This window comes from Streptomyces sp. NPDC001848 (genome assembly GCF_042891915.1).
GTDB lineage: Bacteria > Actinomycetota > Actinomycetes > Streptomycetales > Streptomycetaceae > Streptomyces.
On sequence record NZ_JBIATP010000005.1, the window covers coordinates 169,601 to 183,357 of the forward strand.

Sequence of the window (13,757 nt, forward strand, 5' to 3'; positions counted from 1 at the left end):
GCTTCTCCGTGTTCGGTTGCGCGGCGTGAGCATCGATGAGGGTAACCCGCCCACTAGGCTCCGCATGTATGGTCCACGTGCTGAGCAGCCGCACCCTCCTGCGCCCGACCGACCCGGAGCGCTCCCGGGCGTTCTACGGCGGGAAACTCGGGCTCCCGGTGTACAGGGAGTTCGGTACGGGACCCGATCGCGGGGTCGTGTACTTCCTCGGCGGGGGCTTCCTCGAGGTGGCCGGCCGCAGCGAGACCCCACCCTCGCCCGCCCTGAAACTGTGGCTGCAGGTACAGGACGTGGCCGCCGCACACGCGGAACTGGCCGACGCCGGGGTCACGATCGTACGGCCGCCGGTGAAGGAGCCGTGGGGTCTGATCGAGATGTGGATCGAGGACCCGGACGGCACCGAGATCGTGCTCGTGGAGGTTCCGGACGACCATCCCCTGCGGTACCGCCCGGGCACCTGATGCCGCCCCGCCAGGAGCGGGCTTAGCGTGGTGAGGGGGACATCAGTGGCGGAGGTGCCGCATGAAGCTCGACGCACCGGTGACCGGCGGGCCCTGCTGGACGGAACTGGGCACCAGCGATCTGGAGGCCGCCAAGCGGTTCTACACCGAACTGTTCGGCTGGCGGCCGGAGACGGACCCGCGGCCGGAGGCGGGCGGCTACACCATCGCGCACCTCGGCGACGCGGCGGTAGCGGCCCTCGCCCCGCTCTACCAGGAGTCGCAGCCGGTCGCCTGGAACGTGACGTTCTCGGTCGCCGACGCGGACGCCGCGGCGGAGGCGGTGCGCTCGGCCGGCGGCACGGTGCTCCTGGGGCCGATGGACGTCTTCGACGCGGGCCGTTTCACGGTCGCGGGCGACCCGGGCGGCGCCGTCTTCCAGATGTGGCAGCCGCGGGCCTTCCCCGGGGCCGGGCTGCTCAACGCGCCGGGCTCGCTCGGCTGGGTGGAACTGCTGACCCGGGTTCCCGAGCGGGTCACCGACTTCTACACGACCGTCTTCGGCTGGAGCGTGCACCCGGCCGAGCAGTACACGCAGTGGGGCGTCGAGGGCGCCGACTTCGGCGGCATGGTGACGATGGGCGACCGGTTCCCGCCCGAGGTGCCGTCGCACTGGCTGCCGTACTTCGCGGTGGAGGACGTCGACGCCACGGCACAGGTCGCGACACAGGCGGGCGCGGGCGTCCTCATGGAACCCACCTCGGTCCCGGACGGCCCGCGCATCGCCGTCCTGAAGGACCCGCAGGGCGCGGTGTTCGGCATCCATGCCGCAGGTGAGGAAGGCTAGGGTCGGTCTTCGAGCCCGGGTGCCGCTCCCGCTCGGCGGACGACGTCGAGTCGAGGGGAACGGCCGTGATCGCGAATTCCGCCGGTGTGCGCCGTCAGCCGCGCGGCGCGCCGAGCCGGCCCTCCAGCTGGACGAGCAACTCGCCGAGCAGCGTGGCGAGTTGATGCCGGTCATCGGTGTCGAGTCCGGACAGGACGGCGGTCTCGTACGACAGCTGCTCGGGCAGGACGGCGTCGACCAGCTCGCGGCCCGCCTCCGTCAGATGGACATGCGCGACTCGGCGGTCGCGGGTGTCACCGCGCCGCTCGACGAGGCCCCGCTCGGCGAGCTGCTTGATCCGCTTGGTGACCGCAGCGCCGGAGGAGAACGTCTCCCGGGCCAGCTCTCCGGGCGTCAGCTCGTGTCCCGTACGGCGCAGCGTGCCGAGGACGTCGAACTCCGGCCGGGTCAGCCCGGCGCGGCGCAGCGGGGCGTCCTCGGCCTGCTGGAGCAGGGCGGCGCAGCGGTTGACACGGCCGATGATCTCCATGGGCCCGGTGTCGATGTCGGGGCGGACGGCCCGCCACTGGCGCACGACGGCGGCAACGGTGTCACCCGTGACCGGCGCCCGTCCGGCGGCACCGCCCTGCGACCGCGTCGTCGGTCCGTTCACTGCCGTCATGTCCGTGCGCCTTCCGAGGTGTGCGGTTGCTGCCGTCATACCGTCGCGGCGAGCGTACGGTGTCCGGCCTGTTCGACGCGCAGCACCCGCTCCTCGGGCAGGGCGCGTTGCCACCACTCGCCGGCCGCGGCGTCGGCCGTGGCGCGCAGCTCCACGAGGGCTGCGGCGAGAGCGCGGCGTGCGGCTTCCAGGGTCCCCGGCTCGGCGTGCTCGGTGGCCAGGATCCAGGCCGCGCGCTCGCGGGCTCGGTCCGCGGCGGCGAGAGCGCGGTCGAGGCGATCACCGGCGCGCCGGTTGGTGACGACCCCCGATGAGGGTGTCCAGGACCCGGTCGGCCATCAGTGCGGCGGGTTCCTGGTAGCGGGCGAACTCGGTGATGAGCAGGGCCATCGGGGTCACGCAGACGCTGCCCAGCCAGTAGTTGCGGCTGATCAGCGCCTCGGCGCCGAAGTTGAAGACCAGGCCGCACAGCACCAGGGCGAGCTGGTTCAGGTGCGCGAGCGGGGCGATGGCCGCGAAGAGCAGGACGCCGAGGAGGTTGCCGATGACCCGTTGGACGCCTCGGCGCCAGGTGAGGGTGATGTTGGCCTGGTAGAGCGAGGCGGCGGTGACCAGCGCCCAGTACGGGCGGCCGACGCCGAGCGCGAGGGAGACGTATCCGGCGAGGGCGCAGCCGAGGGCGGTGCGCAGGGCGATGGGGGCGAGCGGGCCGAGAGCGTGGTGCAGGAGGCGCCGCGGGCTTGCGAGTTCGGCCTCCACACCCAGGAGCTCGTCGGCCATCCCGCCGGGGTCGTCGGGCTGCGGGACGGCCCCGGTGCCGCGCAGGTCGCGGGCCCAGGCACGCAGCCGCCGGGGGTCGGTGTCGTCGGGCGCCGCGAGCGCGACCTCGGCACGGACGACGAGCCGTGCCAGGGCGGGCCGGGATGCGGAGCCGGCGCCGGTGGACAGCAGCGACTGCCAGGCGGTGTGTATGGCGGCCGCGGCACCGGCCCGGGCGGTGGCCGCCCCGGTGTCGACGAACACGGCGGCGGCGCTCAGGGCGTGGGCGGTGGCACGGCGCTCCGGGCCGTGCGGGCGCAGCAGGCCGGGGGCCATGCCGACGATCCAGGACCAGGCACCCGCCGCGGCGGCGAGACCGAGGTGGCCGGGGACCTGCCCCAGGGTCTGCGGGGCGAACAGGGACGCCGAGCTGACGAAGGTGAAGATCACGTTGCCGGGCGGCCCGATGCGGGCCGCGTCGCAGAGAGCCTTCTGCACGGCCGCGAGGAGGGCACCCACGGTCACCAGAACCATGGCGTTCGCGGTCAGGGACGCGGCGACCAGGGCGACGGCGAGGCCGCCGAGCATGCCGAGGACGACCCGGACGAGGGTCAGGGCACGAGCGGCGTAGGGGCGGTGGTGCGCGTAGAGGGCGCACAGCGAGCCCGCCATCGTGTAGACGGCCAGGTCGAGGCGGCCGAGGACGAGCAGCGTCAGGTTCGGCGGTGCGACCGCGGCGACCACGCTCAGTGCGGGCTTGGACCAGATCTCGGAGGGCCGGCCGAGGCCAGATGGCCGGAGAGGGGCAGAGGGCGCACTCGGGGGGTTCGGGGGGTGACACTGCTCATGCGAGAAAAGTTTAGCAGGTATTTTACCAGTAAATGAATTCGACTCCGGGGACCTGGCACCGGCCTGCCGTGCGATCCCCGCGCTCCCCCCGTACCCCTGTGCGCTCGCGTGCGCACCCTGCGTCACGGGCATGCCCTCGGTGACCGTCAGAGACCGTCCAGCGGGGAGGTGCGCGGTGCACGGATCTGCTTCGCCCGGCTGGCTGCTCGTCGCGCTGTGCGCGGCGACCGGGGCCTACTGTCTGCTGCGGATGCGCAGCACCGTCGAGGAACAGCGCCGGGCCGCGGGCGGCGAGGCGCTGATGGGGTTCGGCATGGCGGTGATGGCGGTGCCCGCCGCGGTCGCCGTGCCGCCGCGCGCCGTGTGGATCGCCTACGCCGTGGTCTTCGGCGGGGCGGCCGTGCGGGCCCTGTGGGAGGCCCGGCGCGGCGCCCACCATCTGCACCATCTGATAGGCGCGTGCGCCATGGTCTACATGGCGGCGGCGATGGCCGCCTCGCCGGGACACCACACCCACGGCGGCGTATCGCCGCTGACCGGGACACTGCTGCTCTACTTCACGGTCTATGTGCTGTGGTCCGGAGTACGGCTGGTGCCGGCGGTGGCGGTGGCCACCGCCGGGGGTGCACCCGGCACGGGCTGGGGCGACCGGCCCGAACTCGCGCGCGCCTGCCGCCTGTCCATGGCGATCGCGATGCTGGCGATGCTCCTCACGCTGTGACACGGGCGCCGGCCGCATCCGATCGACCGTGGGAGACGGCACTGCGCAACCGTGGCGTGCGTCACTTTGCCGCGACAGTGCGTAGGCCGTGCCCCCGCTCGACTCATAGGCTTCGCCCCATGATGGTCCCCGCGGCACTGCTGCTGCTCGGCGCCCTGACCGCCGTCCTCGCTCCGCGGCTGCTCGCCCGGGCGGACTGGCCCGACCGCGAACCGGTGGTCGCCCTGTGGGTGTGGCAGTGCGTGGTGGCGGCGGTCCTGGTGTGCTGCGTGCTGTCGATGACGCTGAGCGCGGCCGCCGCGTGGACGGCCGTGCGGGGTCATGTGTTCGCCCCCGCGCCGCACTCGGTCGTGGCCGCCTACGCGCTGAGCACGGGGAGCCCATGGGCCGCGACGACCGCCGTGGCACTGGCGTGCGGCGGCGTGTGGAGCGCGGCGATGCTGGTCCGGGAGGTCTCCCGGGCACGGGCGCGCCGTCGGCACAGCCGCGCCGAACTCCTCGTGCGGGCCCCGTTGTTGCCCGGCGAGCAACCGCGCGGCGACCGGCTGGTGGTGCTGGAGGGGGAGCGCCCGGACGCCTGGTGGCTGCCCGGGCCGACACCCCAACTGGTCATCACCACGGCTGCGTTGCGCCGACTCAAGGGCAGACAACTGGACGCCGTGCTCGCCCATGAGCAGGGCCACGCGCGGGCCCGGCACCACTGGCTGCTGCACTCCTCGGCCGCACTGGCCAACGGGTTTCCCCAGGTGCCCGTCTTCGCCGCGTTCCGCGACGAGATGCACCGGCTGGTGGAACTCGCCGCCGACGACATGGCCTCCCGCCGCCATGGCCGCCTCACCACCGCGCTGGCGCTGGTGGAACTCAACCAGGGCCGGGGCGTGTTCGGGCCCTGCCCCACCCCGCAGGCCCATGTTCCGCAGCGTGTGCACCGCCTCCTCACCCCCCCGGACCGGCTCCCGGCGGCGCGGCGGCTGCGGCTGACGGCGACCGCGGCCCTGGTGCCGGTGATTCCGGTGCTGGTGGCGTTCGTACCAGGGCTGCGCGCACTCGGGTAGTCATGGCAGGCGCCCCGCGGCCCGGACTTGACCCATGGCCGCAGGTGTCGGCGAGGATCACGGTATGCACCCCGCGACCGTCGACTCACCGCCCCGTCCACCGAGCCCGCGGATCGGGGCACTCACCGCCGCCGCCCTCGCCGCCTCGTCGGTGGTGCTCCTGGTGCTGGTCGCCGTCTCCTGGCGTCCGCTCATGTCGCTCGACGGCGACATCGCGACGACCACGCACCGCTGGGCGGTCGAACACCGGGACATCACGCGCGTGTCCCGGGTCCTCACGGACTGGGTGTGGGACCCCCAGACCATGCGCGTTCTGTGCGCGGCCGCCGTTGTCCGGCTGTTGTGGCGGCGCAGAGCGCCCTGGCTCGCACTGTGGGTGGCGGCCACATGCGCGTTCGCCGCGCTGGCGCAGAACGCGCTCAAGGCGGCCGTCGACCGCCCGCGCCCGGTGTGGCCGAATCCCGTCGACTCCGCCCACTACGCGGCCTTCCCCTCCGGTCACGCCATGACGGCGACCGTGGTGTGCGGACTGCTGCTGTGGCTCCTGCACCGGTACGACGCCGGGCGCCTCTTGTGGCGTACGGCGCTCACGGTGGCCGTGGTCTCGGTGGTGGGCGTCGGTCTGACCCGCGTCTGGCTGGGCGTGCACTGGCCGTCGGACGTGCTGGGCGGCTGGTTGCTGGGGGCCCTGCTGGTCGCGCTCGCGGTGGCTTCGTACGAACGGTGGTGCCCAGGGGTGGAGGCGCCGCTCCGGCGCGAACGGCGTCCTTGACCGTGTGCAGCGTGTCCCGAAGGATCGGCCCATGGCGATCAAGGGCGTCCTCTTCGACTTCTCCGGGACCCTCTTCCGCATCGAGTCGACCGAGTCGTGGCTGCGCGCGGTGCTCGCGGAGGCCGACACGCCGCTACCCGAAAACGAGTTGCCACGGCTCGCGGCGCAACTGGAGGCCGCGGGCGCGCTGGCGGGCGGTTCCTCCCCCGCGGGTCCGCTGCCGGACGACCTGGCCGCGCTGTGGGCGGTGCGGGACCGCAGCGCCGAGGCGCACCGAGCCGCGTACACCGGGCTCTCCCGTCGGGTGGAACTGCCGGACGCGCGGCTGCACGACGCGCTGTACGACCGCCACATGACGCCCGCCGCCTGGCAGCCCTACCCCGACACGGTCGAGGTGCTGGCCGCGCTGCGCGAGCGCGGGGTGGCCGTCGGCGTGGTCAGCAACATCGGCTGGGACCTGCGTCCCGTCTTCCGCGAGCACGGCGTCGACCGGTACGTGGACGCGTACGTGCTGTCGTACGAACACGGCATCCAGAAGCCGGACACCCGGCTGTTCGCCCTCGCCTGCGAGGCGCTCGGCGTCGGCCCTGAGGACACGCTGATGGTCGGCGACGACCGCCGCGCCGACGGCGGCGCGGCGGACCTGGGCTGCGCGGTGCACTTCGTGGAACACCGCACGGTGACCGAGCGCCCGGACGGGCTCCGTCCCGTGCTGGACCTGATCGACTGAGCCTGGCGCGCGCCTCGGCTCTCAGCTCTCGTAGCCCTCGACCTGCGACGCCGGGCGGACCTGTGCCTCGTCCGGGTTCTCGCCGAACTCGGCCTTGGCGCGGCGCTGGCGCAGCAGGTCCCAGCACTGGTCCAGGGCGCGTTCCAGCTCGCCGAGCCGCTCCTGCTCCGTCGCGCTGTCGATCCGGCCGGACGACACCGCCTCCCGCAGGACGCGCTCCTCCTCCACCATCGCCGAAATCCTGCCCAGGATCTTGTCCTGATCCATCTCTGTCCGCCTCCTCGGTGATTGCTGCCCACTCTAGGGAGGGATCACCGGCTGTGCGACACATGTGGCGGGCGACGAGGAGTGCGCGCCTGCCCCGGACCATCCCCCGCGTGGCCCGGGGCAGGCGCCGCCCGGAGCCGGCCGGCGAGGCGCGGTTCCGGGACGCACTGAGTATAGTTGGTTGGCAGCCAGTCAACGCAGGAGTCCAGGATGTCGCCGCGCAGCGCCTCGGTCAATGAAGAATTGCGGCGGCGTTCCCGCGAGCGGCTTCTGCACGCTGCCGTGGAACTGGTCAGCGAGCGCGGCTACGACGCGACGACGCTCGGCGACATCGCGGACCGCGCCGGCTCGGCGCGGGGCCTGGTGTCGTACTACTTCCCCGGCAAGCGGCAGCTCCTCCAGTCGGCCGTGCACCGGCTGATGCACCGCACCCTGCAGGAGGCCCTGGAGCGGGAGCCGCGCACCGAGGACGGCCGGGAGCGGATGGCGCGGGCCATCGACGCGATCCTGGGCCTGACCGTGCACCATCCCGTGCTGATGCGCCAGCACATGGCGGGGATCCTGCAGGCCGAGGGGTTCGTGCAGTGCCCCGAGCAGCAGCGGCTGGCGGAACTGCTGCGGGACACGGTGGCCCGGCACGGCTCGGCGGACCCGGACACCGACTACCCGATGCTGCGGGCCCTGCTGATGGGCGCGGTCTATGCGGCGCTGGTGCCGGGCGTTCCCATGCCACGGGCCGTCCTGCGGGCCGAGTTGTTCGAGCGCTACGGCCTCGCCTGGGAGATGGGTGCGCCGCCGGCCCCCGAGGGGACCGACGAGGCGTACGACCCCGACCTGTCGCGGTTCTTCGCGACGGAGGACCGCCCACCTCGGACGAGTGGTCAGCCGAAGTAGTCCGGCTGCGTCTGGACGTTCAGCTCACGGAGCCGGACCCGTTGCGCGGGGTCCGTGCGGCGGTCGGTCAGCTTCAGGACGTCGAAACCCTTCGCGATGTCGTTCGAGTAGATGTACCCGTCGTAGTGGTACGCCGACCAGGAGCCGCCGACGGTGAGGGTGCCCGTGGAGAGCGGTCCGCGCTCGAGGTAGGCGATTTCCTCGGGGTGTGCGGAGTCGGTGAACTCCCAGACGCTGACGCCGCCCTGGTACCACGCCTGGACCATGAGGTCGCGGCCCTTGACCGGGATCAGCGACCCGTTGTGGGCAACGCAGTTCTCGGTGTCCGCCTGGTGGCGCGGGATCTTGTAGTGGCCGCGGAAGACGAGCTTGCGGCCCTCGCCCCTGCCGACGATGTCGTGGACGCCGTCCGCGCCGCGGTTCGGGCCGGTCTGCGCATTGCAGGTGGCCGCGCCGCCTCCGCCCAGCTCGTCGGTGAAGACCACCTTGTCCGCCTTCTGGTTGAAGGTGGCCGAGTGCCAGAACGCGAAGTTCACGTTGTCCTGGACCCGGTCGATGACCTTCGGATGCTCCGGGTCCTTGACGGACATCAGGATGCCGTCACCCATGCAGGCGCCCGCCGCGAGGTCCTTGGAGGGCAGCACGGTGATGTCGTGGCAGCCGGTGGTCTTGGCGACGCCGGGGTTGGTGGGTGAGCCGGGGTTGCCGCCGCCGTCCGGTCCTTCACCGGGGAAGAGCACCGGGAAGCCCACCACCGCGGCCTTCTCGGGCGCCTTGCGCGGCGCCTTGATGACCGAGATGCCGTCGTGCGGCGGTTGGCAGTCGGGGAACGTGCTGCTCGGCGAGTACGAGGAGACGTAGATGTAGACGTTGTCGCGCTTCGGTACCAGCGAGTGCGTGTGCGAGCCGCAGGCGGTCTCGACGGCCGCGACATACCTGGGGTTCGTCTTGTCGGTGATGTCGAAGACCTTCCTGCCCTCCCACGACGACTTCTCGGTCGCGGGCTGTGTGGTGCTGTTGCAACTGCTGTCGCTGCGCGAGGAGTCGGTGGACAGGAAGAGCAGGTTGCCGGAGACGGAGACGTCGTTCTGCGAGCCCGGGCACAGGACCTGGGCGACCGTCTTCGGGGCCTTGGGGTCGGCGATGTCGAAGATGCGGAAGCCGTCGTAGTTGCCGGCGAAGGCGTATCTGCCCTGGAAGGCCAGGTCCGTGAAGCCGGGAAGCGCGTCCTTGGGGACGTTGGCCAGGTGCTGCACGTTGGTGGAGTGGACGATCTCGTCCTGGCCGGGTATCGCGCCGTCCGCGATCGCCTTCCTCGCCTGCGTCTCGGCGCTCTCGGACACCTGGCGGGAGGCCGCGGCGTCTCCGGGATCGGGGGTGGCGGCCGCGGGTTGGGCCGTGAGCAGTGCGGCCAGGAGTCCGGCCGCCGCAGCGCCGACTCCCAGGCGTCTGCGCCGGGTGGAGACACTCTCCGCCGAGGAGGCCGGCAAGCGGCGCGCGGAGGACGACACTCCGAACGCGGCGGACTTCTCCTACGCACGAATGATGATCGACCATCACCGGCAGGCGCTTGAGATGACGCAACTGGCGCCGCGGCGGGCCGAGTCGGATGCGGTGAAACGACTCGCGGAACGGATCACGGCCGCGCAGCAGCCCGAAATCGCCTCGCTGGAAGCCTGGTTGACGGCACATGCGAAAGAGGACCACGGCAGCTCGCACCAGCACGACCCGATGCCCGGCATGGCGACCGAAGCCCAGCTGAAGCGGTTGCGCGCGGCCGAGGGCAAGGCGTTCGACGAGTTGTTCCTCAAGCTGATGATCACTCATCACGGCGGCGCCGTCACGATGGCGGCGGACGTGAAGGCCGAGGGCAACAACATCCGGATCGAGGAGATGGCCGACGACGTGATCGCACAGCAGACGAGCGAGATGAGCCGCATGCGCCAGATGCTGTGAGGGGCTCGCTCGCGCGGCGTTCCCGCCCCATCAGCTCCTGATGTGACGCGGGGTCAGGAAGCCGGCGTCGCGCGCCCCGGCGATCAGTTTCAGCGAGCGGCGTCGGCTGCGCCCCGTCGCACACATGACCGCGTACACCGGATCGACGCCCTCGCCCTGGGCCGCGCGATACTCCTCCGCGACCAGGCGCCACCCCTCGACGCCACGCGGCCAGGCAGGGCGGGGCCGGTCCGCCGGTGCCCCCAGGGGCTCGTGCGGCGACCCGGAGTCCACACCGCACGCCTCGAGCAGCGGTTCCTCGATCCAGTCGGCGAGGGCCGTCAGATCGCCGAGCGACAGGGGCGGCTGGGCCCGCACCTCCTCGATCGACACGCCACCGCCCGCGACCACGGCGAGGACGTCGACCCGGCCGCCATCGGGCAGATCGAGCCGGACCGCATACCACGACGTGACGCTCCCGCGCTCCCGCACTTCCCACGCGGGCCACACCGCCACCGGCACATCCGACCGTGAACGATCGGAAAAATCCTGAAAGGACACTTCCAGCACATACGGAACGTAAATGAATGATCACATACCATGCGGAGAGCCACGCACAGAAGGAGCGCGCACCGCACCCCGTCGGCCCAGCGGCACGCCCCCTCCCCTCCTGCCGTGCGCGGTGCAATGCTGGAGCCACCAGCGATCTCCTGCGCGAAGGAGTTCCGCCGTGCTGCATGTCGCCGTCGTCGGCTCGGGTCCGAGCGGGGTCTACACCGCCCAGGGCCTGGTCCTGCAGGATCCAGGGGTACGCGTCGACGTACTCGACCGCCTGCCGTGCCCGTACGGGCTGGTGCGGTACGGCGTGGCGCCCGACCACGAGAAGATCAAGTCCCTGCAGAACAATCTGCGCACGGTCCTGGAGCACGAGCGGATCCGCTTCCTGGGCGGCGTCCAGGTGGGCGCGGGAGGGGTGCCGCCCGCCCGGCTGCGCGAGCTGTACCACGCGGTGGTCTACTGCGTGGGCGCCGCGACCGACCGGCACCTCGGCATTCAGGGCGAGGACCTGCCCGGCAGCTGGTCGGCCACCGAGTTCGTGTCCTGGTACAGCGCGCACCCGGACTCCGTGGAGGAGGGATTCCTGCACGACGCCCGGGCGGCCGTGGTGATCGGCGTCGGGAACGTCGCGGTGGACGTGACCCGGATCCTGGCCCGCGAGGTGGCGGAGCTGAGCCCCACCGACATGCCGCAGGCGGCGCTCACCGCGCTGGCCGCCGGCAAGGTCACGGAGATCCACATGGTGGGGCGGCGCGGCCCCTCCCAGGCCCGCTTCACCACCAAGGAGCTGCGCGAGCTGGGCACCCTGCCGGACACCGACGTGATCCTGGACGAGGGGGAACTGGCGCTCGACCCGGCGTACACCGATCCGTCCGGGCTGCCGGCCACCCAGCGCCGCAACGTCGAGGTGCTGCGTGGCTGGGCCGCGGCACCGCCGAGCGGTGCGGCACGGCGGATCCGGCTGCGGTTCTTCCTGCGGCCGGTGGAACTGCTCGCCGACGGGGGCCGGGTGGGCGCGGTGCGGTTCGAGCGGACGCTGCCCGACGGACGGGGCGGAGTCACGGGCAGCGGCCGGTACGAGGACATCGAGGCCCAGCTGGTGTTGCGTTCGGTGGGCTACCGCGGAGTGCCGTTGGAGGGGCTGCCGTTCGACACGGAGACCGGCACCGTGCCGCACCGGGCGGGGCGGGTGCTGCGCGACGGGCAGGTCTCCCCCGGCGAGTACGTGGCGGGGTGGATCAAGAGGGGGCCGACGGGGGTCATCGGCACGAACCGTCCCTGCGCGAAGGAGACGGTGGCCTCCTTGCTCCAGGACGCGCCCGGCCTCGCTGCCCGTCAGGTCGCGGACGACGCGCTCGCGGCCCTGCGGGCGGACGGGGTGCAGCCGGTCGAGTGGCCCGGATGGCTGGCGATCGAACGGGCGGAGGCGACCCTCGGGGCGTCACTGGGCCGGGGTGTGGTGAAACTCCCGGACTGGCAGTCACTGATGGCCGCCGCGCACGACACAATCCCGCAACACCCCTGAAATCAACAAACTGTTCAAGGAGCCTACGTTTTCCCCCATGCCCACCGTGCACCCTGTGGACGAAGTCCCCCCGATACGCCAACTCGCCGCCTACGCCCTCCAACACGTCCTCGCCATGTACGCCGGCGCCGTGGCGGTACCGCTCATCGTGGGCGGCGCCATGAAACTGCCGGCCGCCGACCTGGCCTACCTCATCACCGCCGACCTGCTGGTGTGCGGTGTCGCGACCCTGATCCAGTGCGTCGGCTTCTGGCGCTTCGGCGTACGCCTGCCGATCATGCAGGGCTGCACCTTCGCCGCCGTGTCCCCCATGGTGCTCATCGGGACGACGGGTGGCGGCCTCCGCGCCATCTACGGCTCGGTGATCGTCGCGGGCCTCGCGATCGTGCTGCTGGCGCCCGTCTTCGGCAGGCTCCTGCGCTTCTTCCCACCCCTCGTCACCGGTACGGTCATTCTGATCATCGGCCTGTCGCTGCTGCCGGTGGCCGGCAACTGGGCCGCCGGCGGCCAGGGTTCGAAGGACTTCGGGGAGCCCAGGAACCTGGCCCTCGCCGCCTTCGTCCTGCTGGTCGTACTCGCGGTCCAGCGCTTCGCGCCCGCGTTCCTGAGCCGCATCGCGGTGCTGATCGGCATCGCGGTGGGGCTGGCGGTCGCGGTGCCGTTCGGCTTCACGGACTTCGGCGGAGTGGGGGATGCCGACTGGGTCGGGATCAGCACGCCGTTCCACTTCGGTACGCCCGTCTTCCACGCCTCGGCGATCGCGTCGATGCTGGTGGTCGCACTGGTGACGATGACCGAGACCACCGGTGACCTGATCGCGGTCGGTGAGATGACCGGCCGCAGGGCCGAGCCGCGCTCCCTCGCGGACGGTCTGCGGGCCGACGGGCTCTCCACGATCCTCGGCGGGGTGTTCAACACCTTCCCGTACACGGCGTACGCCCAGAACGTCGGCCTGGTCGGCATGACCCGGGTGCGCAGCCGCTGGGTCGTGGCGGCCTCCGGCGGCATGCTCGTACTGCTGGGTCTGCTGCCCAAGCTGGGCGCGGTGGTCGCGGCCGTTCCGGCGCCGGTGCTCGGCGGGGCGGGTCTGGTGATGTTCGGGACGGTCGCCGCGAGCGGACTGCGCACGCTGGCCGGCGTGGACTTCCGGGGCAACCACAACCTGACGGTGGTGGCCGTCTCGGTGGCGGTCGGCATGCTGCCGGTCGGGGTGCCGACGGTCTACCAGAAGTTCCCGGACTGGTTCCAGACGGTGATGACCAGCGGGATCAGCGCGGGCTGCCTGACCGCGATCGTCTTGAACCTGCTCTTTAACCACCTGCCCTCGAAGGCCGGCTCAGCCGTCCCGGAGGCGGACGGCCTGACGCGCGGCGGCGGCGAGCAGGGTGTCGAGGAGGCCCGGGAAGAGATCGTCTAGGTCGTCCCGGCGCAGGCCGTTCATCTTGGCCGTGCCCCGGTAGACCTGCCGGATCACCCCGCTCTCGCGGAGCACCCGGAAGTGGTGCGTGGTGGTGGACTTGGTGACGGGCAGGTCGAAGTGCGAACAGGAGAGCTCGCCGCTGCCGGCGGCGAGCTCCCGCACGATCCGCAGCCGCATGGGGTCGGACAACGCGTGCAGCACGGCCTCCAGACGGATCTCCGCACGCTTCGGGTGCGGAAGGTCGCGACTGCCGAGTGCGGGGGCGGCGGGGGTCACAACGGCTCCAGTTCGTCCGGGGTCCGTCCGGCGGGGCGTCCGGGGGCT

15 protein-coding genes and 1 pseudogene are annotated in these 13,757 nt (G+C 72.2%); 10 read left to right on the forward strand and 6 right to left on the reverse strand.

Annotated features, from left to right (window positions below):
* Positions 1 to 68: 68 nt before the first annotated feature.
* Positions 69 to 461: a VOC family protein gene (locus ACFYZJ_RS12080; protein WP_388565988.1), complete on the forward strand. Its 393-nt coding sequence runs from the start codon at positions 69 to 71 to the stop codon at positions 459 to 461.
* A 61-nt stretch (positions 462 to 522) separates the two neighbouring features.
* Positions 523 to 1,287, forward strand: coding sequence for a VOC family protein (locus ACFYZJ_RS12085; RefSeq protein WP_388565990.1), 765 nt, complete (start codon positions 523 to 525; stop codon positions 1,285 to 1,287).
* A gap of 94 nt (positions 1,288 to 1,381) precedes the next feature.
* Here the strand turns inward: ACFYZJ_RS12085 and ACFYZJ_RS12090 are convergent, their stop codons facing one another.
* Positions 1,382 to 1,948: a MarR family winged helix-turn-helix transcriptional regulator gene (locus tag ACFYZJ_RS12090; protein ID WP_388565993.1), complete on the reverse strand. Its 567-nt coding sequence runs from the start codon at positions 1,946 to 1,948 to the stop codon at positions 1,382 to 1,384.
* 35 nt (positions 1,949 to 1,983) lie between these two features.
* Positions 1,984 to 3,555 (reverse strand): annotated as a pseudogene (locus ACFYZJ_RS12095) (FUSC family protein).
* A 176-nt stretch (positions 3,556 to 3,731) separates the two neighbouring features.
* Here ACFYZJ_RS12095 and ACFYZJ_RS12100 point away from each other — a divergent pair.
* The 4 genes from ACFYZJ_RS12100 (at position 3,732) to ACFYZJ_RS12115 (ending at position 6,834) form a co-directional block, all read left to right on the forward strand.
* Complete coding sequence (locus ACFYZJ_RS12100) at positions 3,732 to 4,277, forward strand: DUF5134 domain-containing protein (RefSeq protein ID WP_388565995.1); 546 nt, start codon at positions 3,732 to 3,734, stop codon at positions 4,275 to 4,277.
* 119 nt (positions 4,278 to 4,396) lie between these two features.
* Positions 4,397 to 5,332 (forward strand): M56 family metallopeptidase, encoded by a 936-nt coding sequence (locus tag ACFYZJ_RS12105; protein ID WP_388565998.1) that lies wholly within the window; start codon positions 4,397 to 4,399, stop codon positions 5,330 to 5,332.
* A 64-nt stretch (positions 5,333 to 5,396) separates the two neighbouring features.
* Positions 5,397 to 6,104 (forward strand): phosphatase PAP2 family protein, encoded by a 708-nt coding sequence (locus ACFYZJ_RS12110; protein ID WP_388566000.1) that lies wholly within the window; start codon positions 5,397 to 5,399, stop codon positions 6,102 to 6,104.
* Positions 6,105 to 6,135: 31 nt separating this feature from the next.
* Positions 6,136 to 6,834 carry an HAD family hydrolase gene (locus ACFYZJ_RS12115; RefSeq protein ID WP_388566003.1) on the forward strand — a complete coding sequence of 233 codons (699 nt, stop codon included), beginning with the start codon at positions 6,136 to 6,138 and terminating at the stop codon, positions 6,832 to 6,834.
* Between the two features lie 21 nt (positions 6,835 to 6,855).
* On the opposite strand, the gene ACFYZJ_RS12120 is transcribed toward ACFYZJ_RS12115, so the two are convergent.
* On the reverse strand, positions 6,856 to 7,101 hold the full coding sequence (locus ACFYZJ_RS12120) for a DUF2630 family protein (RefSeq protein WP_388566006.1): 246 nt from the start codon (positions 7,099 to 7,101) through the stop codon (positions 6,856 to 6,858).
* 210 nt (positions 7,102 to 7,311) lie between these two features.
* Between ACFYZJ_RS12120 and ACFYZJ_RS12125 the strand changes: the two genes are divergently transcribed.
* The gene (locus ACFYZJ_RS12125) at positions 7,312 to 7,995 is read left to right on the forward strand and encodes a TetR/AcrR family transcriptional regulator (protein WP_388566008.1); all 684 of its coding nucleotides are present in this window, start codon (positions 7,312 to 7,314) and stop codon (positions 7,993 to 7,995) included.
* Here ACFYZJ_RS12125 and ACFYZJ_RS12130 read toward each other — a convergent pair.
* Positions 7,983 to 9,485, reverse strand: a complete 1,503-nt coding sequence (locus ACFYZJ_RS12130; protein ID WP_388566010.1) for an LVIVD repeat-containing protein — start codon at positions 9,483 to 9,485, stop codon at positions 7,983 to 7,985. The genes ACFYZJ_RS12125 and ACFYZJ_RS12130 overlap by 13 nt on opposite strands.
* Here ACFYZJ_RS12130 and ACFYZJ_RS12135 point away from each other — a divergent pair.
* Entirely contained in the window at positions 9,373 to 9,951 is a 579-nt protein-coding gene (locus tag ACFYZJ_RS12135; RefSeq protein WP_388566012.1) for a DUF305 domain-containing protein, read from the forward strand. The two genes, ACFYZJ_RS12130 and ACFYZJ_RS12135, sit on opposite strands and share 113 nt — an antisense overlap.
* Before the next feature lie 30 nt (positions 9,952 to 9,981).
* Here ACFYZJ_RS12135 and ACFYZJ_RS12140 read toward each other — a convergent pair whose 3' ends face one another.
* Positions 9,982 to 10,446: a DUF6214 family protein gene (locus ACFYZJ_RS12140; protein WP_388566647.1), complete on the reverse strand. Its 465-nt coding sequence runs from the start codon at positions 10,444 to 10,446 to the stop codon at positions 9,982 to 9,984.
* Positions 10,447 to 10,660: 214 nt separating this feature from the next.
* On the opposite strand from ACFYZJ_RS12140, the gene ACFYZJ_RS12145 reads away from it, so the two are divergent.
* Together ACFYZJ_RS12145 and ACFYZJ_RS12150 are read left to right on the forward strand one after the other, a co-directional pair.
* Positions 10,661 to 12,013: an FAD-dependent oxidoreductase gene (locus ACFYZJ_RS12145; protein WP_388566015.1), complete on the forward strand. Its 1,353-nt coding sequence runs from the start codon at positions 10,661 to 10,663 to the stop codon at positions 12,011 to 12,013.
* Between the two features lie 37 nt (positions 12,014 to 12,050).
* Positions 12,051 to 13,430 (forward strand): nucleobase:cation symporter-2 family protein, encoded by a 1,380-nt coding sequence (locus ACFYZJ_RS12150; protein ID WP_388566018.1) that lies wholly within the window; start codon positions 12,051 to 12,053, stop codon positions 13,428 to 13,430.
* Here the strand turns inward: ACFYZJ_RS12150 and ACFYZJ_RS12155 are convergent.
* Positions 13,350 to 13,709, reverse strand: a complete 360-nt coding sequence (locus tag ACFYZJ_RS12155; protein WP_388566020.1) for an ArsR/SmtB family transcription factor — start codon at positions 13,707 to 13,709, stop codon at positions 13,350 to 13,352. The genes ACFYZJ_RS12150 and ACFYZJ_RS12155 overlap by 81 nt on opposite strands.
* Positions 13,710 to 13,757: the final 48 nt, after the last annotated feature.

Coding starts and splice junctions, on each gene's coding strand:
- ACFYZJ_RS12090 (WP_388565993.1), bottom strand. CDS start 1,948: ATGACGGCAGTGAACGGACCGACGACGCGGTCGCAGGGCGGTGCCGCC.
- ACFYZJ_RS12105 (WP_388565998.1), top strand. CDS start 4,397: ATGATGGTCCCCGCGGCACTGCTGCTGCTCGGCGCCCTGACCGCCGTC.
- ACFYZJ_RS12110 (WP_388566000.1), top strand. CDS start 5,397: ATGCACCCCGCGACCGTCGACTCACCGCCCCGTCCACCGAGCCCGCGG.
- ACFYZJ_RS12120 (WP_388566006.1), bottom strand. CDS start 7,101: ATGGATCAGGACAAGATCCTGGGCAGGATTTCGGCGATGGTGGAGGAG.
- ACFYZJ_RS12115 (WP_388566003.1), top strand. CDS start 6,136: ATGGCGATCAAGGGCGTCCTCTTCGACTTCTCCGGGACCCTCTTCCGC.
- ACFYZJ_RS12080 (WP_388565988.1), top strand. CDS start 69: ATGGTCCACGTGCTGAGCAGCCGCACCCTCCTGCGCCCGACCGACCCG.
- ACFYZJ_RS12150 (WP_388566018.1), top strand. CDS start 12,051: ATGCCCACCGTGCACCCTGTGGACGAAGTCCCCCCGATACGCCAACTC.
- ACFYZJ_RS12085 (WP_388565990.1), top strand. CDS start 523: ATGAAGCTCGACGCACCGGTGACCGGCGGGCCCTGCTGGACGGAACTG.
- ACFYZJ_RS12125 (WP_388566008.1), top strand. CDS start 7,312: ATGTCGCCGCGCAGCGCCTCGGTCAATGAAGAATTGCGGCGGCGTTCC.